Origin of the sequence: Brachyspira hampsonii, assembly GCF_002214805.1 — a bacterium.
In the GTDB taxonomy this organism is placed as follows: Bacteria; Spirochaetota; Brachyspiria; order Brachyspirales; family Brachyspiraceae; genus Brachyspira; species Brachyspira hampsonii.
Map to the genome: position 1 here is coordinate 737,423 of NZ_CP019914.1, position 22,596 is coordinate 760,018.

Consider the following 22,596-nt stretch of genomic DNA (forward strand, 5'->3'; position numbering starts at 1 on the left):
TGAATGAGGTAAGAATAAAAGTGCTGAAAGTAAGCAGATATGAATTAATTTTTGAAGTTATAAAAGAGAAAAAGAATATTAAAATAGAAGAATTAATTGAAAGACTTAATGTTTCAGAGGCAACTATTAGGAGAGATTTAACATTTCTTGAAAAAGCAGGAAAAATAAGAAGAGTTCATGGCGGTGCTATATTAGTTGATACTCAGGAAGAAAGTTTGATATACAAAAAGGAAATATATTCAGAAGAAAAAGAAAAAATAGGAAAGTTTGCTGCTTCATTAGTTGAAAGCGGTAATACAATATATTTAGATGCAGGAACAAGTGTTTTTGCTATGATTAAATATTTGTCGGGGATTGAGAATATAAAAGTTGTAACAAACGGTGTAAGCCATATAGATGAGCTTAATAATAAAAGAATAGAAACTTATTTGATAGGAGGAAAGATAAAAACACTTACAGGAGCATTGGTTGGAGGAACTGCTGCAATGTCTGTAAAGAATTTCAATTTTGATTTAGCATTTATGGGAGCAAATGCAATAGATATTAACGGATATTCTACACCTGACAGTGAGGAGGCATTAATAAAAAATGAAGCTGCTTCAAAAGCAAATAAAACTTATTTTTTATGCGATGAATCAAAATTAAAAAAGAAAAGTTTTATTAATTTTTATAACTTAGAAGATTCATATTTGATAACAAATGCAAAAGAAATAGATAATAATATAAAAGATAAATTAAAAGGATTATTTATTGTTAATCAATAAAAAAGTGAGGGATTATTTATGATATATACTTTAACATTAAATCCGGCTGTAGATTATTATATAGGCATGGATAACTTTGAAGAGGGAGAATTAAACAAAGTTAATAATGCCTATACATTAGCCGGAGGAAAGGGAATTAATGTTTCCAAAGTTTTAAAAAATTTCAATATTGATTCTATTGCTTTAGGATTTTGCGGAGGATTTACCGGAGATTATATAAAAAAGCATCTTAAAGAATACGGCATCAAAGAAAATTTTATTGATTTAGAAGAAAATACAAGAATCAATATAAAATTAAAAACTTTAAAAACAGAAAGTGAAATAGCAGGAAAATCACCTAATATTTCAAAAGAAAAAGTTAATGAGCTTTTAGATTTTATAAAAAACAATATAAGAGAAAATGACATACTAGTATTATCCGGAAGCGTTCCGAACTCAATAGAAAGCAGTATATATAAAGATATTATATCAATAGCAAATAAAAATATAAAAGTAATACTAGATGCAAGAGATAAGGCATTCAAATTCGGATTAAAAGCAGGAGTATTTCTTACAAAACCAAATAAAAAAGAATTAAGCGAATATTTTAATAAACAAATAGAAAACACAGAAGATATTATAAAGTATGCAAGAGAATTAATAAAAGAAGGAAGCGGGAATGTAATAGTATCCTTAGGAAAAGATGGTTCTATACTTGTAACAAAAGATGAGGCTTATTTAGGAAATGCCCCTGACGGAAAATTGATAAGTTCTGTTGGAGCTGGGGATTCTATGGTTGCTGGTATAGTTTATGGCTTAAGCAATAGTTTAAATATAATTGATTCTTATAAATATGCTATAGCAAGCGGAAGTTCTACTGCTTGTTCTGAAGGTTTAACTACATTTGATAATATGAAGAAATTTTTAGAAAATGCAGAAATAAAAAAAGTTAATTAATTTTTTAAATGGAGGCACACAATGCTAAAAGATGTTATAACTTTAGATTGTATTGATGTAGATCTAAAGGGAACAACAAAATCAGAAATTATAGATGAAATGGTTGATATTCTCTATAATAACGGCAGATTAAATGACAGAGAAGAGTATAAGCAGGAAATACTAAAAAGAGAAGCTCAAAGCTCTACAGGTATGGAAGAAGGAATAGCAATACCGCATGGTAAAACTAAAGCTGTAAAGATTCCTACTGTTGCTATAGGTATTTCCAAAAAAGGTGTTGACTATGAATCATTAGACGGTGAGCCTTCGCATTTATTTTTTATGATAGCAGCTCCTGAAAACTCTAATGACTCTCATATAGAGTTATTATCTAAAATAACTACTCTTCTTCTTGAAGATGATATTAGAGAGGCATTATTAAATGCAAAAACTAAAGAAGAAGTACTTGATATATTAATGAAAAATGCTGAAAAAGATAATGAAAACTCATCTTTAAATCAGGAAAGCAGTAATAATAATGATTCATATCAGGTATTAGCAGTAACAGCATGTCCTACAGGGATAGCACATACTTATATGGCTGCTGATGCTTTGCTTAAAAAAGGTAAAGAACTTGGAATTACTATAAAAGTAGAAACTAATGGATCAAGCGGTGTAAAAAATGAGCTTACAAAAGATGAAATAAAAAATGCCAAAGGTATAATAGTAGCAGCTGATAAAAATGTTGCTATGGATAGATTTGCAGGAAAGAATGTTGATATAGTAGGCGTTAAAGAGGCTATAAAAAATCCTGAGCAGTTAATAAAAAATGCATTAAATCAAACAGCACCTATATATCAAATTAATTCTGAAGGAGGATCTTCAAACAAATTTGCTAAAAAGCCTAAAACAGGAGTATACAAGCATTTAATGTCAGGCGTATCAAATATGCTTCCTTTTGTTGTAGGCGGAGGTATACTTATAGCATTTTCATTTATGTTTGGTATAAATGCCAGCAATCCTAATGATCCTTCATATAATGCATTTGCGAAACTTTTAAATGATATAGGAGGAGGAAATGCATTCTTCTTAATGGTGCCTGTAATGGCAGCATTTATTGGTATGAGTATTGCTGACAGACCGGGATTTGCTCCTGCTATGGTTGGAGGACTTATATCATTAAACAGCGGCGGCGGATTTTTAGGCGGACTTATAGGCGGTTTTTTGGGCGGCTATATTACACTTCTACTAAAAAAAGTATTTTCTAAATTGCCTGAAAGTTTGGACGGAATTAAACCTGTTTTACTATATCCATTATTTGGAATATTTTTTACAGGTGCTATAATGTATTTATTCATAGTTGATCCAATAGCTGCAATAAACTCAGGACTTTCTAATTTCTTAAAGAATATGGGTACAGGAAACTTAATATTATTAGGTGCTGTGCTTGGTGCTATGATGTCCACTGACATGGGAGGACCTATAAATAAAGCGGCCTTTACATTTGGAATAGCAATGATAGCTTCAGGTGATTATGCTCCTCATGCTGCTGTTATGGCTGGTGGTATGGTTCCTCCTTTGGGTATAGCATTAGCTACAACAATATTTAGAAACAAATTCACTGCTGATGAAAAAGATGCAGGAAAAACATGCTATGTTATGGGGCTTTCATTCATCACCGAAGGAGCTATACCATTTGCCGCATCAGATCCTATAAGAGTAATACCTTCTTGTATGATTGGTGCTGCTATTGCCGGAGCTTTGACTATGGCTTTTCGTATAGAACTTAGAGCTCCTCATGGAGGAATATTTGTTCTTCCTATAGTGAATAATCCTGTAATGTATTTACTTGCTATAGTGATAGGTTCTGTAATAACTGCAGCAATACTAGGATTTATTAAGAAACCGGCAGAAAATTAACATATATCTTCTAAAAAAGGCTGTATCCTTATCCAATAAAGATACAGCCAATAAAATTTCAAACTATTCTAAATAACAATGATGGAATTTATGAAATCCTAGAGGATCATAATAAACACCTTTAAGTTTAGGAGATACAAGCAAAGGTTCTGTATAATAATATATAGGTATTATAGCCTCTTCTTTCATAAGCATTTCTTCTGCTTTATGCATAGTCTCCATTCTGAATTTCTGATCTCCTGAAAGCATAACCTGACTTATTATATCATCATAAGCCTTATTACTATAAACACTGTAATTATTAGGCGAATAACTTAAGCATAAACTCATAAAGTTTACAGGATCATCAAAATCACCATTCCATGCTCCTCTAGCCATAGTTATGTTTCTGTCATATCTTGTCTGTAAAAATACTGCCCATTCTTCCTGAGTTAAAGTTACATCAATACCAAGATTTTCTTTCCACATCTGCTGAACAGCTTCAAATATTTTTACATGTATTCCCGGATCTGTTTTAAACTCCATAACAGGAAAACCTGCCCCATTAGGATATCCTGCTTCAGCCATTAATTTTTTAGCTTCCTCAACATTTTTAGCATATCCTTCTTTAGTCACATCAATATATTCTCCGCCGTTTTCTCTGAAATCTCCTTCATAATCAGATATTCCAAAAGGCACTAAAGCACCGGCAGGCTTCTCCCCTCCTCTTGTAATTTGTTCTACTATATAATTTCTGTCAATGGCAAGAGATAATGCCCTTCTTACTCTTACATCTTTTAATATATTATTAGTTAAATTTAAACAATAATAATATGATGATATTCTAGGCTCTATTACTATAAGTCCTTCATTTTGAAGTGTCTGTATATCCTGTCTAGGGAAAGATCTTGCAAAATGCAAAGAACCTGCTTTAACGCCGGCAACAGAAGCGGTTTCATTTTCCATAAGAACAAATGTTATTTTATCAGGAACTATATCTTTTATATTCCAATAATTAGTATTTTTTACCATTACAAGGCTCTCATCTCTGTTTCTTTCTACAAGTTTGAAAGCACCATTTCCTATATAAGTATTAGCATTTAAAGTCCATTCATCTCCGTACTGTTCTATAATATCTTTTCTAAGCGGATAAAATGTAGGAAAAGTTAAAAGCTCTAAGAAATAAGCTGTAGGAGCTTCTAACTGCACCTCTAAAGTATAATCATCTATTGCTTTTATACCCAAACTTTCTTTAGGCATCTCGCCAGCTGTTATAGCTTTGGCATTTTTTACAGGTTCATGCTGATATCCGTACTGACTTCCTGTAGCAGGATCAACAACCCTTTGCCAAGAATAAACAAAATCATCAGCAACAACTGATTTACCGTCTGTCCATTTAGAATTGGTTCTAAGTTTGAATGTATAAGTAAGTCCGTCATCGCTTATTTCCCAGCTCTCTGCTACTCCAGGAACTAATTTACCATTCATATCTTTTTCTATTAATCCCTCAAATGTATGCATCAAATAAAATACTGCATCTGAAGTTACATTAATACTAGGATCTATAGTATTAGGCTCAGGTCCTGTGTTAATAAATATAGATATGCCGTCTTCTGATTTATTATCATTAGAACAGGATATAATAAATGATATAAAAATCATCATAAATAAAATAAATACTTTTTTCATTGATATTGACTCCAAACATTTTATTTAAATTAAAATTAATCTTCCAAATATGCTCTCATAAAACTATGCTGCCCCATAGAATCATACAAAACGCCTTTTAATTTCGGCGACACCAATATTGGTTCATTAGAAAAATATATAGGTATTATTGCCATATCATTAATTAATAATTCTTCAGCTTTATGCATAGTCATCATCCTATGAGATGAATCCGTAATTAATGCAGCTGTTTTTATCAAATCATCATACCTTTTATTTGTGTAAAGACTATTATTGTTAGGCGATGTACTTAAAAATACGGAAAGAAAATTTATAGGATCATTAAAATCTCCATTCCAAGATCCGCTTGCTATTTCAAAATTTTTATCAAATCTTTGAGTAAATAAATCAGATAACTCTAATTCTTCTATATTTACATCAATACCTAAATTTTCACTCCACATTTTTTGTATAGCTTCAAATATATCTCTATTTATTCCGTAAGTAGTTTTTAAAGTCATAACAGGAAAATCATTACCATTAGGATATCCAGCAAGGATCATAAGTCTTTTTGCTTCTTTAATATTATCATCATAACTTCCCTTGCTTATATCTATATAATCGCCACCATTTTCTCTAAAATCCCCAAAAAATCCCGGTATACCATAAGGTACAAAAGCAGCTGCTGGTTTTTCTCCATTTCTAGTGATATTTTCAACTATATAATTTCTATCAATTGCAAGAGATAATGCTTTTCTCACATTTACATCAGATAATACTTTATTTGTAGTATTTAAAAAATAAAAATATGTTCCTATTCTAGGCACATTGTGTATATATCCGGATCTTTGCAATGAAACTATATGCTCTATTGGAAAGTTTCTTGAAAAATTAATCAAACCGTTTTTTACTGAGTTTAAAGAGTACATAGGATCATTTTTTAATATGAACTCTAATCTGCTTGGTATAACTTCTTTATTATTCCAATAGAATTCATTCTTTTCCATTACAATAATATTACCTATTTTTCTCTCTACAACTTTAAATGCCCCATTTCCTATAAAAGTTTCAGGTTTTTCTGTCCAATTATCTCCATGCAGTTTTATTATATCCTCCCTTAAAGGATAAAATGTAGGATATGATAAAACTTCAATAAAATAAGCTAAAGGCATATCTAATATTATCTCTAATGTATAATCATCTATAGCTTCAACACCCAAATATTTTGTTTCTATTTTGCCGTTAAGTATATCTTTAGAATTATTTATAAAACTATACTGATATGCAAATTTGCTTTCAGTATTAGGATCAAATAGTCTCCTAAAAGAATAAACAAAATCTTTTGCTAAAACAGGATTGCCGTCAGACCAATAAGCATCTTTTCTTAAATTAAATGTATATACAAGTCCGTCAGCACTTATATTCCAACTTTCAGCAGCAGCAGGTATTACTTTACCATCTTTATCCTTACTCACTAAACCTTCAAATATATGATTTAAATATATTAAAGTATCCGATGTTACATTTTTACTAGGATCCATAGTATATGGCTCCTGACCTATATTTATCAGCAATGAAAAATACTTTCCGGCGGGAGGACTATCCGTAATGCTTTCTTCTATTTTTGTACATGATATAATTAAAGAGATCAAAATAATTATAAAGATATAATATTTTTTTAACATTTTATTATCCAAATGTATTTTACTTCAATTAAGTATATATTCTATAACATTTAATGTCAAATAATATTATTTTATTAGTTTGAAATATTCTATTATATTCTTTAACTCTTCAGATTCATCTGTAATGGATTTATAGTTGTCAGAAATACCATTTACAAATTTATAATTATTATTCGATTTATCATCATTGGAAACTGATGATTTGGAGTTTTCAGATATTTTATATTGCTTATCTTTCAATACATCAATAATATTATTTAAATACTCTATAGTGTTATTATTATTATCCGCATTCATATCTGTAACTATATCATCTGATTTTATATTATATGATTTTATTTTAGATTTATTGTTATTAACAAAATTTATGACAGGTATTACTTTCCTATTTATGATATTAGGTACTATAATAATTATTAAAATAATCATTACAGAAATCATAATTCCTATCATTATCAGCATTTTATTATTATTTTTTAATACCATAGCTGATGGTACTGCCACCTCTATACCCCAATACACATTGTCAAATAAATTTATAGGTTTTAAAATATAAAAATATCTATTTAAATTTTTAAAATTGTATTTTTCTATCATTAAACTTTTATTAGAATTTATCATATCTATTACATTATAATTATTATATGGATGATATAAATTAGTAAAATTTTCACCTATAATTTCAATGTCCGTATTACAATAAACAATATTCCCATTTTCATTGAATAAAGTAATAGATATATCATTTCCTTTATAAAAATTCATACTATCTGAACTCATATCCAAACCAATTATTCCTATAATTTGACCGTCATTAGAACATATAGGCATCAGACAAGTTTGCACCTGCTTATACTTGTTTTGCATCTGAATAGTATATATTGGTGTTATATACATTTCATTCTTTTCTATTGTATTTTCTATAAAGGATGATTTTAATTCTAAATTTTGAACATCAAGTCTTGATATATTACCATCTTTATCTTTAGCCATATATATTGCGAATTGTCCGTTAATATTTTTATACAAACTATCATTTTTATATATATTGTCATTATCAATTGCATTTGGAAGAAAAAGCAAAAAAACCGCCTCAGCATTTTCACTTATCTTTTTAGAGAATTTATCCATTAAATTTTCATATATTTTTCTATTTCTTATATTACTGCTGTATAATTCTTCTGCAATAAATTTTATACCATTCATAAAATCTAATTCATTATTGATTACATATCTCATATTTAATAATTGAACTTCAGATATTTGATCTATTGTTTCTAATGACATATCCTTAGAAATATTATATGTATAAATAATAGTTATAATACTGCATATCATTATTATCACTATTATAGGTATGATAATAAATAGACTTATTTTTATATTCAAATTATTTTTGCTGTTCATAATTTTTACACTTTTATTCTCTTAATCTAAAATATTTTATTATTTTTTGTAAATCATTTGATTCTTTTAAAAGAGATTTTGAATTTTCATTTACATTATTTACAAGCTTAGAATTATGATTTTCTTTTATTTCATCGTTATTGATGCAGTCATTAATTTTATATGCTAACTCAGATATATTATTCGAGTTTTCCGAAATTTTATTAGTTTTTATTTTTACAGTTCTAACCAAGTTATTTAAGTATATTAGTGTTTTATCAATTTCTCTGCTCATATTCCCCATTTCATCATTCATATTTAAATATTTGTCAGGAATTTTCCAAGATATATCACCTTCCCTTATTTTCATAATATTATCATTTAAATTATTCATTACTGACAATATTTTTTTATTAATAACGAATGGTACAATAATAAACATTAAAATAATGATCACCACCGTAATAATAATCCATATCATTATTATAATTCTATAATGATTAAAAAAATCTGCCTTACTATCAACGGCTAATTCTATTCCCCAATATAAATCATCAAAAATATGAATAGGAGTAAAAATATTGAAATATTTACTTGAAGTTTTTTCATTATATGATTCTTTCCAAATAGCAGTATTAGAATATATTGTATTTTCTAAATCACTGCTTCCATATACATCCGATAAATTAGTGATATTTTCTCCTATACTGTATATATCTGTGGTACAGTACATGATATTACCTTTTTCATTAAATAGAGATATTGTAAATCCGTTCGTATCTTCATAAAACATTATATTGTCTAAAGATAAATTCAAAGAAGATACCCCAATTAATTCATTATCTTTGGAAAATATTGGTATTGAATATGTATACATAGGTTTGTATTTACCTTGTATAGGATAATAATTCAAAGTTGTAATATAAGGTTTTCTGCTTGTTATAGTAGTATTCAAATAAGTATATTCTAAATCAGACTCTCTTAGGTTAATTCTAGATATATTATTTTCAGCATCTTTAACTAAAGTAACTACAAATCTGCCTTTAATATCTTGATAGAGAGGATTATTAATATACATACTGTCATTATCAATTATATTGGTAAAAAACATTAAAGATACAGATACAGCATTAGTACTCATTTCATGAGCAAATCTATTCATTAAATCTTCATATACTTCTCTTTTTCTAACATTATAGTTATATAAATTTTCTACAGAATATTTTATATTATCAAGATAATTTAATTCAACATTGATTATATTTTCTATTTCATATATTTCTTTTTCAGACATTTGAGATATTATAAATAAAGTCATTTCCTCTGTAATTTTATATGTATATATTGTATTTATAATACCAAACATTAATACTATTGTTACAATAGGTATTAAAATAAATAAACTTATTTTGAAATTTAAACTTACTTTATTCTTCATAATATATTCTTTTATACTCTTTTATATTCTTTTATTGCTGTAATTTAAAATATCCTATAACTTCTATAAGTTCATTAGCCTCATTAAGTAAAGCCTCAGATGCAGCCGTAGCCTCTTCTACCAAAGCAGCATTTTTTTGTACAGAAGAATCCATATTTGTAATAGCAGAATCAACCTGTTCTATTCCTTTCTGCTGCTCCTGAGAAGCCACATTAATTTTATCCATAATATTAGAAGCACTATCCATTTTGACAGATATATCTTCAAACATTTCTTTAGACTCTCTTACACTTTCAGAAGCTAAATTAGTTTTTTCATTACTGTCAGATATTAAAGCAGTAATACTCTTTACGGATTCCTGAGTATTTTGTGCCAAATTCCTTACCTCGCTGGCTACAACCGCAAATCCTCGTCCCTGTTCACCAGCCCTAGCAGCCTCTACAGAAGCATTAAGTGCAAGTATATTAGTTTGAAAGGCTATTCCTTCTATAAGTTTAGTAATATCCATTATTTTGGCACTAGCTTCATATACATCATTCATTTTATTCACACTGTCTGCTACTATAGCTCCGGCCTTATTCAAAGATTCCTTAGCATCTGAAACCATAGAAGTACTTTGTGCAACACTTTCTGCAGATTCTTTTATAGTACTAGCCATTTCATTCATAGATGCTGCCGTTTCTTCTAAGCTCGAAGCCTGAGACTCTGTTCTTTGAGCTAAATCATTATTGCCTTCCAAAACTTGATTTGCTTCGGCAGAAACTCTTTCAGCAGCATTTTTTACCGTCTTAACAACTTTATTTAAATTATTAAGTATATTATCCAAACTGTTTGCTATATCGCCCCACTCATCATTCATATTAAGAAATTTTTTTGATATTCTAAATGATATATCCCCATTAGAAATTTTATGCATATCTTTAGATAAAAATACTATTACATTGACAACTTTATTTCTAATTATAAGAGGAATCATTATTGATGCTATTATGATAATAATTAGAGATATAATTATCATAACATTTCGTATAACATTACTGTCTTTAAAAATATCTTTGCTTGAGGCCATTATTTCAAGTATCCAATACTGTCCTTCTGATACTTCCAAAGGCACAAAATAATATGTAGCTTTTCCTTTATAATAATCCGTATAATTTTCAAAAGAAACTGTTTCACCTCTAGATAATTTCTCAAATACATTATAGTTTTTATAACGGGAATATAAATCATACATGTTTTTACCTAAATTAGCTGTTTCTCCTGCATCATACAATATTTTACCATAATGATCATACAACAATCCTTCTGAATTTTCAAAAGGTCTTATATCTTCCATAGTAGGATTTAATGTTTCTATTTTTATGTCGGCACTTATAACACCTATAGGTTTATTTCTATACATTATAGGTATAGACCAAGTATACATTTTTACTACATCATTGTTTCCAAGATCAAAATCATATATTCCTGATAAATAGTCTTTAGCTTTTGATATAGGTTCTTTATAATAATCAGCACTTATATCGCCGGCAGATAATGCTCTTTCCTGTATATTATTTCCTGATGTTCTTGATATATAATAAGTCTGCTGACCCTTTGTTAAAGGATAAACATTACTATATGCTGCATCATTACCTACTATATTTGGTTCAAAAGCTAACATAACGCCTACTACAGTTTCAGGAAGAATTCCAAAAAAGTTCCCAACCACATTTTCATAAGCATTTCTATCTGTAATACCTGAATTGTACATATTTTCTAATGTGTATTTAAGACCGGTTATTTGATAAAGATCTTCTTTAACCACAGCAGTTAATTTATTGCCCTCTCCTTTTGCCACTTCTTCCAATATCTTATATGATAATTTACTGCTTGCATTCTGTACATAAATAATGTTTACTACATTTGATATTGCTATCATTATCAATAATGGTATTAATATAATTAAACTAATTTTTACCTGAAGACTTACTCTTTTAAACATAAATGAAACCTTTATATAAGATTAATTTTTTTATAATAATTATACTAAAATAAAAACTATATATTGATAAGGATTTTTAAATATTTAACCATATAATTCACTAATAATGGCTTTACTATATTTTAAATTAATTTTGACTTTCTAACAAAAAAACCCTAATATTTCCTGATATATTATACATAATTTACATATATATTTCAATCGTAAAAAATAATTTTAATAAAATTTTTATTTAAACAAAGAATTATGTAAGTCAATATACTTGTTTCAAAACTACTTTACAGACTATATATACAATTGTAATTTATCATTAAAATAAGATGCATCATAAAAAATATATAAATGCAAATATATTGGTTTATATTTTTATATAAAATCATAAACTTTTTATTAGCTTAAATTTATAAAGCGAAACTTAAAGCATCTATATCATTTGTATTTATTCAGTTTACTAAACATATATAAGTATATATTACTAAATCATACAATTTCCATATTCCATAATAAGATATTTCACCTATTTATTTTTCTGTATAAATAAAGTCATAAACAAAAATATCAATAATTCAAGCATAAAAAATGGAGCTGCCACCCACGAACAACTCCATTACTTTTAATAAGTGAACAAAAGACTACTTTACTAAAGTATTAAATTAAAGAACCGATAATTAAATGCGATAAGGGGGAAATCACCCTTGCACATTTAAAGCACCCCCCGTGATCTTCGGCTCTACTTCAACCGTAGCTGTATTGTCAGAAAAATTGTTTCTAACAGTGATATTTACCCCGCCTATTGACGTAACATAAGTATTAGTTGTGTCAGTGGTTGTAATAGCTGTAACCATATTTGTAAACTCCTTTTTAAATATAGCTTTGTCCTTGCTATATTATACTATATAATAAAAAATTCACAAATAGAAAATTATCTTTTTTTGAGTAATTTCATAATCAATTTTTATAAAATTGTTCAGATAATTTAATATCTTCATCAGATAGTTTAAAAGTTTTATCTTTCATTTCAGAAAAAGGTACATAAAACATATTTTTATCAAGTAAATCTATTAAAATATTCTTTTTTCTATCCAAAACTAAAGACAGAAATTCTTTATCATCTTCAAGTCTTTTATTTTCAAAATAATCTATTTGAAGCCTATGATTAATTAAAGATTTATCTTTCATATATTCAAATATTTCTTTTAACTCTTTATCATCTTTTGCTTTTTCAATTTTTTTAGCCCAATCAGCATTATATGAAGCAATATCAAAAGTAATAAATTCTCCTCCGCCCTGCCAATTAACATTTTTTGAAATACCAGAATTCTCACCTTCAATAACTTTTTTAATCCTTTCCACACAAATATCAAAATGCTCCTGTATCTGCTCAACTCCTATATATCGCCTATTCATTTTATGAGCAACAGCTAAAGTAGTACCAGAACCAGCAAAGAAATCAAGAACAATATCATTTTCGTTACTAGAAACTTCAATAATTCTTTTTAGTAAAGCCTCTGATTTTTGTGATCTAAATTCTTCAGTATTTAATAATTTTGATATCTTTTCACCAGAAAAAGATACAACAGCTATACTATTCAATTTATCATATATGCTGGAATTCCAAGTATCTTCTAATGGATATTTTTCAGGTAATCCAACATATTTTATAAATTCAATAAATTCTTTTACTTCATTATCTGGTATATCATATTGTAAAAGTCTATTTTTTATTTCATCTAAAGATTTTTCATTAAATCTATTAACAAAATTATTCATTGTGTTATAATATTTATTAAATGTATAATTATTTGTTTTACTATAAAATAAAATTGTATCATGATTTCTTATATAATTATTTACAGAAGTTTTATAACCTGAAATCCAGCCTATTCTCCAAATTATTTCTCTTTGAAAATTATCTTTTCCGAAAATTTCATCCATTAATACTTTCAAATAATGTACTTCATTATAATCTATATTTACATATATACTACCGTCATCTCTTAATAATTCTCTAGCTAATTGCAGCCTATCTTTCATAAATACAAGCCATGTACTATGATTAAAATTATCATTATAAGAAAATGTATCGCTTCCTGTATTGTATGGAGGGTCTATATATATTAATTTTATTTTACCAGCAAATTTTGCTTTCAAACTGCATAAAGCTGCAAAGTTATTGCCATTGATAATTATGTTTTCATTGCCTTTTATAGCTGTAGGTGTTTCTTCTTTTACTTTTCCATTTTCAAAACTATATTTATTAAAATTTTTAAATGCTTTAGGGCTTTTTAATTTATGTATGTCCTCTTTAAAAAGAATATTATTAATCATTGTTTCTTTTCTGTTTACTCTTTTTGCCTCTGTTTTTGTCATTCCGCCGTCAAGAGTGCAGTCTTTATAAGGATAACTTAATACAACATAATCTTCATTCATTATTTTAACAACACTTTTATCAGTTATTAAGCCTATTTTGTTTCCGTATTTTGTAAAACTATTTCCCAAAAATCTTGCATCATTTATACACATTCTGAAATCTTCTGATTTAAAAATAGTAATGTCTTCTAATTTTTCAAAAAAATAATCTTTGCATCTTTTATCATTAAGTAAAAATTTTATTAATTCTGAATTATAAAGTCTTGCATCTTCAGATATTTTTGATATTAATAAATCTCCATCTTCTCCTATGTAGTTATTATTTTTCTTAAATAACTTTTTTAAATAATTATGTATATATTCCATTCAATTATCCTTTAAATTCATTTTTCAATTCATCATTCCATTTTTGAGAATTACTATTATCATCTGTAAAAAATCTCATACCAAATAAAATGTATTTATCTGTATCAAGTTCAAAAATATCTTTATTTAAAGTACTATTATTTTTTATAGAGAGTAAAAAATCCTGTTTTGCTTTTTCTTCTGGTGAAGATTCTAAATGTTTTCCTTTAGGTTCTAAAAATACTTGATAATGAATCTGTTCTTTTTTATATTCGCATATTAAAATAAAATCAGGATAAAAAGCAGTTCCATTATCAAAATTATATATAGCTAAATCTTGATCATTTCTAAATAAATATATATTGTTATAGCCTTTTTCTTTTAAATATTCTATAACCTCATAAATATGTTTTGTAGAGAAATATATTTCTAAATCGCTATCAGCATATAAAATATTTTGTGCATAATATTCTATATTACCCATATCAGCACATAATTTTTCATTGTATATCTTTTTCTTTTTTTCTCTGAACACATCTTTTATTAATTGAGGGTAAAACTCTTTTGTTCCTATATATTCGCTATAATTTTCATCAATTATTTTAATTAATTTAGGATAAAATACATTTGTAAGAAAGTTAATATACTCTTCATTTATATTTATGTATTTATCATTCAAATTGAAGAAAATAAATTTTATATCTCTTAAATGGTAAAATAATTCATATAAATTTTTTAAATCTTGAAATTTAGGTTTAAGTTTATCAAATCCATAATTCATTTTATACCAAGCATTAATTTTTATATAATCTTTAATATCTCCAAAACTTTTATGCTTAGGCTTTCCTAAAGATTCTATTTTAAGATTTCTAAGTTTTTCACTTTCTGTTAAATTTTTATCTTCTTCATTAATGGCATGTTCTACTTTTATTGAACCTGTTTTACAAATATATTCTAATGTTATATTTTTAAAATAAGATTTAATATCTTCAAAAGATTTTTTATTTCCTATTAATGTTTTATCCTCTTTATACAACCTAGCTTTTTCTTCTTTTCTATTAGAAAATATAAAATTTGTATCAGCATATTTTGCTACAATTTCTTTTAGTTTAAAATCTTCTTCTCTGCAGTATACATCATCTAAAAGTCCATGTTCTCTTAATACAGTTCTCAATTCTGATATATATCTGCTGTCTTTTATACTATGATAATATAATGTTTCTAATATTCTTTTATCATTATCTAAATCTTTATCGTATTTCCTTTTATATATTTCATCATCATTATAATAATCCAATCTTAAAGGATAATATCTTGCCCCTCTTCCTATTAACTGAGCTTCGCTTATTGTAGTTTTACCTGCCTTTTTCTTTTTTGTATCTGCATCTCTTGTTTCATATAATCTAACTATATCAAATAAATTTAAAACGTCCCAGCCTTCATTTAATTTATTTACACTAAAAATAACTCTTATAGGATTATCTTTATTTTCAAGAGTATTTAATAATTTATTTTGTTTTGAAATTTCCTTACTGTCTTTATCATTTTTTTCTTCTGATGGTTTAGTTTTTTCATTAGTTATTAATTGATATTCTCTTTTAAAAGCCTCTTTTATACGGCTTATAAATATATCAAAATATTTATATTTATCTTTAAAATACTCTATAGATTTATATATAATATTCTTTTTATCATTTTCTTTAAGATTAGATTTGTATAATTTATCAATATCTTTTTCTTTTAAATTGTCTATTAAATCGTTAAATATTTCCTGATTTGCTTGGGATTCTTTTATAAGTTTATGTGCTTTAAATAAAATTATTGGTTTTAACTCTATACCATTATTTGAAGCAATTTCTCTCCTATATTCACTAAGTATAACAGCACCAAGCATTAAATACTTTTTATCAACATCATTTTGTATTATATCAATTTCTTTAGAATATAAATCTTGTCTGAATTTCAATAAATCATATTTAAATATTGTTTTATCTAAATATTTATCAACTATAGATTTGTTTTCATAATCTATAGTAGCTGTAAATTCAAGTAAAAAATTGTCTTTGTTAGATTGAAATATAGTTTGTACAGTACTTTCCCAATTTTCATTTGATTTTTCTTCTTCAAAAAGTTCTTTCTGTGGAATTTTATTTTTAGATGTTTCTGCATTAAAATGATGTGCTTCATCTGCTAATATAACAATCTTTTTATCTTGTAAATTTGTTATATCAAAAGCATTTTCTTTATTTTCTTTTAATAAATTATGTAAATATTGTATAGAAGTTACAAATATATTTATATTATAATCATCTGAATAATCAAAATTATTAACTTCTTTTATTTCAATATTTTTATTATTAATTATTATTTCACTATTAAAAAGATATTTATTACTTGATATATTAAAAAAATTTTCTCTTGTTTTATCTATAATATTTACAGAATTTACAAAGAATAAAAAATTTCTATAGCCTTTTTCATATAAATAAAGTATCAAAGAAGCCATTATTAATGTTTTACCGCTTCCTGTAGCCATATTAAACATTAAATGTTTATTTTTATTATTATCATATTCATTTAAATATGCTATAAAATACTGTAAACTATTTATTTGATATGGTCTTAAAGTATTTTTTATATTTTTAGTAATAGAAATAGGTATTTCAATTTTTTCAATAGTTTTTCTGCCTATCTCAGATTGTATAACATTTTGCAACATATTAGATAACATTTAAATACCTTTATTAATAAAGTATTTTAATATATCGTAAAGTTTACATAACATATTTAGAGATTTATTTTTTACTTCTTCTTAGGCAAATGCTTTATAATCTGACCTTCAAGCTGTATTGATTTTTGTTTGGCATCATAACCCAAAATCTTGCCGTAAACTTCTATATAGTTTTTAGGCTCTAATGTTACAGTTACATTCACGATTAAATCAGCGACACCTGCAATGTCTTTGTCATTAGTGTCGTAAATTAATATTCTTGCTTTCTTTTTTGGTATGCCGTCAATATTAGTCTGAGTTACTCTGTTTACATCGGCTTTCCATTTCACATATCCGCCATTGTATAGGTCATAATTTTCAGCTACTGTAAGATAACTAGGACTCTCTCTGAATATATTATAATCTGGTGCTATTACAAATTCTTTAAGCACTCTGAACCTTTCTTTTAAATATTCGTTAATGTCGCTTTTTAATGCCCCGTTTATTATCATAACAGCTTCATTAACAGATGCACTTCTCATATTGTTTTTAGCCTTATCAAACATCTCGGCTACTTCACGCGGAGAGTATGTAGGACTTTTGGCACTATCTGGAATCTTTCCGTCTTCAAGTCCCTCGAATAAGTAAACATTCTCAAGTTTTTCTCTTAACTCTTTTTGATCTTTATCAAGAAGTACATATCTTATTTTAGGATATACTCTGTCTATTGTAATGTATGATAAAAAGGTAAGTACAAATGCTATAGGTATGAGAACTAAAAATCTTGACATTGATAACTTTTTTTTGCCGAGTAAATATGCTCTTGGATTTATCTCATCGCCTTTTGCATTATTAGTTAAAAATCTTATTCTCTCTATATTGTCTTTTGCAATTCTATTTTCGGGATCTAAATCTAATATTCTGAAATATTCTCTCAATGCATTTTCTCTGTGTCCGTTATGTAAACTCACATAAGCCTTGGCAAGCATAGCATTAAAACAAAAATTATCTTCTCTAAGTGCCTTTCTTGAAAGTTCCTCAGCACCGTAAAAATCTTTTAAAAATATATCAGCAAATGAAAGCATAGCAAGGGCATCTGCATCATGAGAAATTTTAACTTTATTACTAAGAAGTAAATTCTTTGCTTTTTTATATTTCCTTTTTTTTATAAGAGTATATGCTCTGTCAGCTATTTTGCTTTTCATAGATATATTATAATCCTAAAATTAAAGTGTTAACATAATTATCGATATTATGATAACTTTTATTAGCATTTTTTTATTATGTAAACTTTTTTGCTATAATTTGTTAATTTATAGTGATAAAAGTTTATTTTTTTGTTGACAAAAAGATAATATAATATATTTTATTGCAAAATTAATTGCGGATAAAACCATGAAACTTTTTGCTAATAGAATAATGATAATTTTGATAATTTCTATAATGATATTGTCATGCGGCGGCAATGAGAACACATCAAAAAAATCATCTTTAGTAATATATTCACCTTCATCAAGGGATTTCATAGATCCATTAATAGAAGATTTCAAAAGTAAAAATCCAAATATAGAAGTAGAAGTAATAATAGCCGGAACAGGCGAATTAATAAAAAGAATAGAAACCGAAAAAAATGATCCATTATGTGATGTCTTAATGGCAGCTAATATTAATTTGGTAAAGAATAATCAGGATTTATTTGAAAATTACACATCAACAAATGAAAATGAAATACTAGACAGCTATAAAAATGCAGAAGGCTCTATGACAAGATTTATGATTAGCCCAAGCGTTTTAATAGTAAATACTAATCTCGTAGGAAATATCAATATAGAAGGTTATTCTGATTTAACTAATGAACAATTAAAAGGTAAAATAGCCTTTAATGATCCTTCATCTTCATCATCATCTTTTAAACATTTAGTTACTATGTTATATACAATGGGAAAAGATGATATTAATAAAGGTTGGGATTATGTTAATAAATTATGCGATAATTTGGATGGAAAATTACTTACAGGTTCTTCTGCAGTATATAAAGGTGTTGCTGATGGGGAATATACTGTAGGACTTACATTTGAAAATGCTGCTGCCAATTATGCTGCTTCTGGTTCGCCTGTAAAATTGGTATATATGAAAGAGGGTGTTATAATGGAGCCGGCAGGCATATATATAATAAAGAATGCTAAAAATATGGAAAACGCTAAAAAGTTTTTGGATTATATGACTAGCTTTGATACTCAAAAAAAAATGAATGATGAGCTTAATGCAAGAGCTGTGAGAAAAGATTTGGGAAGTTCTCCTATATTAGTTGATATAAAAAATATCAACGCTATCACTTCAAATGAGGAATTAGAATATATAGATAATTTTGTAAAAGAGAATCAGGAGAGCTGGCTTGAAAAATTTAAAAATATAATTACAGATAAATTATAAAAAATAAAAACGAGGGTAAAAATATGAAAAACATCATTAAATTATTTTTAGTATCTTTGATTGCAGTAATATTAATTTCCTCATGTTCCAGTAAAAAAGAGGAAAACATGAATAGTCTAGTAATATATACTCCTGCCACTAGATTTTTTATTGACAGACTTGTAGAAGAATTTAATAAAAAAAATCCTGACATAAATGTAGAAATTATTATAGCAGGTACCGCTGAAATAATAAAAAGAATAGAAGCCGAAAAAAATGATCCTTTAGGCGATATATTTTTTGCTGCTAATGAAAATATATTGAAATATAATTCAGAGCTTTTTGAAGATTATGTTACAACAAATTATGACAATATATATGAGGATTACAGAAGCAAAGAAAAATACATAACAGGCTTTATGCTTAGTCCAAGCGTATTGATAATAAATACAAATTTAATAAAAGACATAAAAATAGAAGGCTATGCTGATTTGCTTAATCCATCTTTGAAAGGACAAATAGCATTTAATGATCCTACTACTTCATCATCATCTTTTGAACAGTTAGTTAATATGCTTTATGCTATGGGTAATGGCAATCCTGAAAATGGATGGGATTATGTAGAAAAATTATATGCCAATTTAGACGGCAAACTTTTAAGCAGTTCTTCTGCCGTATATAAAGGCGTTGCTGACGGAGAATATGCTGTAGGACTTACATTTGAAAGTGCAGCTGCCAACTATATACATACAGGCTCTCCTATAGATGTTATATACATGAAAGAAGGTGTACTAACTAAAGCACATTCTATGGCTATAATAAAAAATGCTAAAAATTTAGAAAATGCCAAAAAGTTTGTAGATTATGTAACAAGCTATGATGCACAAAAAATCATTAATGATGAATTATTCACAAGGGCAATAATAAAAAATTTAGAAGGTTCTCAAATACTTATGCCTCTTGAAAATATAAATGATATAAAAGAAGACGAAGAAATGGTTGATAAAAACAAAGATGCTTGGCTTGAAAAATTTAAAAATATAGTTACAGGCATCTAAAATATTTATATACATTTCTAAGTTACTGCAAAGCATGAAAAATGTTTATAGTTAATAATTTTTCATTAAGTATATTTTTCTTTTCAAAATATATAATATTAAAAATAGAAAAAGTATATTTTATATATTTTAACATAATAAAGAGAAAATTATTATGAAAAACAAAATTAAAACTATATTAAAAAAAATGGACTTTTGGACATATATTACTATAATAATAACATTTATTTTTGCTTTATTTTTAGTCTATCCATTGTTTTCATTATTTTTAAGCAGTTTTAAAGATGTAAAAACTGATGCTTGGACATTAAATAATTTTATAAGATTTTTCACCAAAAAATATTATTACAGTACATTAATAAATAGTTTTGCAGTAACAACTTCTGTAACGATACTTGCTGTACTAATAGGTACACCTTTAGCATACTGTATGAAGATGTATAATTTAAAAGGCAAGCGAATCATAGAAATTCTCATAATTATATCTATGATGTCTCCTGCATTTATAGGGGCTTATTCTTGGATACTTCTTCTTGGAAGAAATGGAGTTATTACAAGATTTTTCTCATATATAGGTATTAATATACCAAATATATATGGTTTTGACGGAATACTTTTAGTTTTTTCTCTGAAATTATATCCATTTATATTTATGTATATTTACGGGGCTTTGGGTAAAATAGATAATGTACTTTTAGAAGCTTCTGAAAACTTGGGAGCTTCTAGTTTTGTGCGAAATATGACTGTAACTATACCATTAATAAAACCAACTATAGTTTCAGCTGGTCTAATTGTATTTATGAATGCATTGGCTGATTTTGGAACACCTATGCTTATAGGAGAGGGATATAGAACTATGCCTACTATGATATATTCAGAATTCATAAGCGAAGTAGGAAGTAATGCTAATTTTTCAGCATCTATGTCGGTTATAATGGTAATAATCACAACTATGATGTTTATATTTCAAAAATATATTGTAAATAAAAGATCATATTCTATGAATTCTATGAACAGCATAAAATCAAAAAATATAAAAGGTATAAAATCTATATTAATTCATAGCATAATATATATTTTAGTTTTAGTTTCTATACTTCCTCAAATTACAGTAATATATACTTCATTCTTAAAAACAAACAGATCCGTTTTTACAAATCAATTTTCTTTTGAAAGCTATGCAACAATATTTCATTCCCTAGCTTCTTCAATAAAGAATACATACATATATGGAATAATAACAATATTAATAATAATAGTTATAGGAATGCTCACAGCATACATAACAATCAGAAGAAAAAATATATTTACTAACATAATAGATATAGTATCAATGTTCCCATATATAATACCCGGCTCTGTACTCGGAATAACATTTTTAACAGCATTCAATAAACCTCCAATAATATTAACAGGCAGCTCCATAATTATTATAATATCATTAGTAATAAGAAGACTTCCTTATACTTTAAGATCTAGCTCTGCCATACTTTATCAAATAGATAAAAATGTTGATGAAGCTTCTATAAGTTTGGGGGCTTCAGAAATAAAAACTTTTTTTAATATAACAGCAAAATTAATGCTCTCAGGCGTATTATCAGGAGCAATACTTAGCTGGATAACAGTTATTAATGAATTAAGCTCATCTGTTATTCTTTATACAACTAAATCAAGAACTATGTCCGTAGCAATTTATCAGGAAGTTATAAGGGCTAGTTACGGAACTGCAGCCGCACTTTCTACAATACTTACTCTAACAACTATTATATCGCTTATTATATTTTTTAAAATCAGCAGTAAAAAAGAAATTACATTATAATAATATAACATGCTATTTATTTGTATTATATGTAATATAAAAATAAATATTTATTAAATTTATATCATTTATTTTTTTAATATTTTAAAAATTTATCTTGACAAAAACCATATATAGTATACTATACATTGTAGATTGTTTTT

The 22,596-nt window shown here is 26.6% G+C and carries 14 protein-coding genes; 6 read left to right on the forward strand and 8 right to left on the reverse strand.

The window, feature by feature from the left end:
- Positions 1-20: 20 nt before the first annotated feature.
- From BHAMNSH16_RS02970 to BHAMNSH16_RS02980, 3 genes are read left to right on the forward strand one after another with little or no spacing between them, the layout of a single operon-like run.
- A complete protein-coding gene (locus BHAMNSH16_RS02970; protein ID WP_008732022.1) occupies positions 21-764 on the forward strand; it encodes a DeoR/GlpR family DNA-binding transcription regulator in 744 nt (247 codons plus the stop codon).
- An 18-nt stretch (positions 765-782) separates the two neighbouring features.
- On the forward strand, positions 783-1,700 hold the full coding sequence (gene pfkB / locus BHAMNSH16_RS02975) for a 1-phosphofructokinase (RefSeq protein WP_008732023.1): 918 nt from the start codon (positions 783-785) through the stop codon (positions 1,698-1,700).
- 21 nt (positions 1,701-1,721) lie between these two features.
- Positions 1,722-3,599 carry a PTS fructose transporter subunit IIABC gene (locus BHAMNSH16_RS02980; RefSeq protein ID WP_008732024.1) on the forward strand — a complete coding sequence of 626 codons (1,878 nt, stop codon included), beginning with the start codon at positions 1,722-1,724 and terminating at the stop codon, positions 3,597-3,599.
- Between the two features lie 63 nt (positions 3,600-3,662).
- On the opposite strand, the gene BHAMNSH16_RS02985 is transcribed toward BHAMNSH16_RS02980, so the two are convergent.
- The 8 genes from BHAMNSH16_RS02985 to BHAMNSH16_RS03020 all read right to left on the reverse strand — a co-directional run bounded on the left by BHAMNSH16_RS02985 (position 3,663) and on the right by BHAMNSH16_RS03020 (position 18,369).
- Complete coding sequence (locus BHAMNSH16_RS02985; protein WP_008732025.1) at positions 3,663-5,267, reverse strand: peptide ABC transporter substrate-binding protein; 1,605 nt, start codon at positions 5,265-5,267, stop codon at positions 3,663-3,665.
- Positions 5,268-5,302: 35 nt separating this feature from the next.
- Entirely contained in the window at positions 5,303-6,931 is a 1,629-nt protein-coding gene (locus tag BHAMNSH16_RS02990; RefSeq protein WP_069731744.1) for a peptide ABC transporter substrate-binding protein, read from the reverse strand.
- Between the two features lie 66 nt (positions 6,932-6,997).
- Positions 6,998-8,338 carry a PDC sensor domain-containing protein gene (locus BHAMNSH16_RS02995; RefSeq protein WP_069731745.1) on the reverse strand — a complete coding sequence of 447 codons (1,341 nt, stop codon included), beginning with the start codon at positions 8,336-8,338 and terminating at the stop codon, positions 6,998-7,000.
- Between the two features lie 13 nt (positions 8,339-8,351).
- On the reverse strand, positions 8,352-9,755 hold the full coding sequence (locus BHAMNSH16_RS03000) for a PDC sensor domain-containing protein (RefSeq protein ID WP_069731746.1): 1,404 nt from the start codon (positions 9,753-9,755) through the stop codon (positions 8,352-8,354).
- 31 nt (positions 9,756-9,786) lie between these two features.
- The gene (locus tag BHAMNSH16_RS03005; RefSeq protein ID WP_069731747.1) at positions 9,787-11,739 is read right to left on the reverse strand and encodes a methyl-accepting chemotaxis protein; all 1,953 of its coding nucleotides are present in this window, start codon (positions 11,737-11,739) and stop codon (positions 9,787-9,789) included.
- A 948-nt stretch (positions 11,740-12,687) separates the two neighbouring features.
- The gene (locus tag BHAMNSH16_RS03010) at positions 12,688-14,475 is read right to left on the reverse strand and encodes a DNA methyltransferase (protein WP_083250056.1); all 1,788 of its coding nucleotides are present in this window, start codon (positions 14,473-14,475) and stop codon (positions 12,688-12,690) included.
- A 4-nt stretch (positions 14,476-14,479) separates the two neighbouring features.
- The gene (locus BHAMNSH16_RS03015) at positions 14,480-17,185 is read right to left on the reverse strand and encodes a DEAD/DEAH box helicase family protein (protein ID WP_088859731.1); all 2,706 of its coding nucleotides are present in this window, start codon (positions 17,183-17,185) and stop codon (positions 14,480-14,482) included.
- 71 nt (positions 17,186-17,256) lie between these two features.
- Entirely contained in the window at positions 17,257-18,369 is a 1,113-nt protein-coding gene (locus BHAMNSH16_RS03020) for a hypothetical protein (protein WP_008731827.1), read from the reverse strand.
- 190 nt (positions 18,370-18,559) lie between these two features.
- On the opposite strand from BHAMNSH16_RS03020, the gene BHAMNSH16_RS03025 reads away from it, so the two are divergent.
- The 3 genes from BHAMNSH16_RS03025 to BHAMNSH16_RS03035 all read left to right on the forward strand — a co-directional run bounded on the left by BHAMNSH16_RS03025 (position 18,560) and on the right by BHAMNSH16_RS03035 (position 22,453).
- On the forward strand, positions 18,560-19,597 hold the full coding sequence (locus BHAMNSH16_RS03025) for an ABC transporter substrate-binding protein (protein WP_008731828.1): 1,038 nt from the start codon (positions 18,560-18,562) through the stop codon (positions 19,595-19,597).
- A 23-nt stretch (positions 19,598-19,620) separates the two neighbouring features.
- Positions 19,621-20,634, forward strand: a complete 1,014-nt coding sequence (locus BHAMNSH16_RS03030) for an ABC transporter substrate-binding protein (protein ID WP_039954998.1) — start codon at positions 19,621-19,623, stop codon at positions 20,632-20,634.
- A gap of 154 nt (positions 20,635-20,788) precedes the next feature.
- Complete coding sequence (locus tag BHAMNSH16_RS03035) at positions 20,789-22,453, forward strand: ABC transporter permease (RefSeq protein WP_069731786.1); 1,665 nt, start codon at positions 20,789-20,791, stop codon at positions 22,451-22,453.
- Positions 22,454-22,596 lie beyond the last annotated feature (143 nt).

Excerpts from the sequence above, each read along its gene's own strand:
- pfkB (WP_008732023.1), top strand. The coding sequence starts at position 783 with ATGATATATACTTTAACATTAAATCCGGCTGTAGATTATTATATAGGC.
- BHAMNSH16_RS02980 (WP_008732024.1), top strand. The coding sequence starts at position 1,722 with ATGCTAAAAGATGTTATAACTTTAGATTGTATTGATGTAGATCTAAAG.
- BHAMNSH16_RS02985 (WP_008732025.1), bottom strand. The coding sequence starts at position 5,267 with ATGAAAAAAGTATTTATTTTATTTATGATGATTTTTATATCATTTATT.
- BHAMNSH16_RS02990 (WP_069731744.1), bottom strand. The coding sequence starts at position 6,931 with ATGTTAAAAAAATATTATATCTTTATAATTATTTTGATCTCTTTAATT.
- BHAMNSH16_RS02995 (WP_069731745.1), bottom strand. The coding sequence starts at position 8,338 with ATGAACAGCAAAAATAATTTGAATATAAAAATAAGTCTATTTATTATC.
- BHAMNSH16_RS03000 (WP_069731746.1), bottom strand. The coding sequence starts at position 9,755 with ATGAAGAATAAAGTAAGTTTAAATTTCAAAATAAGTTTATTTATTTTA.
- BHAMNSH16_RS03005 (WP_069731747.1), bottom strand. The coding sequence starts at position 11,739 with ATGTTTAAAAGAGTAAGTCTTCAGGTAAAAATTAGTTTAATTATATTA.
- BHAMNSH16_RS03010 (WP_083250056.1), bottom strand. The coding sequence starts at position 14,475 with ATGGAATATATACATAATTATTTAAAAAAGTTATTTAAGAAAAATAAT.
- BHAMNSH16_RS03015 (WP_088859731.1), bottom strand. The coding sequence starts at position 17,185 with ATGTTATCTAATATGTTGCAAAATGTTATACAATCTGAGATAGGCAGA.
- BHAMNSH16_RS03020 (WP_008731827.1), bottom strand. The coding sequence starts at position 18,369 with ATGAAAAGCAAAATAGCTGACAGAGCATATACTCTTATAAAAAAAAGG.
- BHAMNSH16_RS03025 (WP_008731828.1), top strand. The coding sequence starts at position 18,560 with ATGAAACTTTTTGCTAATAGAATAATGATAATTTTGATAATTTCTATA.
- BHAMNSH16_RS03030 (WP_039954998.1), top strand. The coding sequence starts at position 19,621 with ATGAAAAACATCATTAAATTATTTTTAGTATCTTTGATTGCAGTAATA.
- BHAMNSH16_RS03035 (WP_069731786.1), top strand. The coding sequence starts at position 20,789 with ATGAAAAACAAAATTAAAACTATATTAAAAAAAATGGACTTTTGGACA.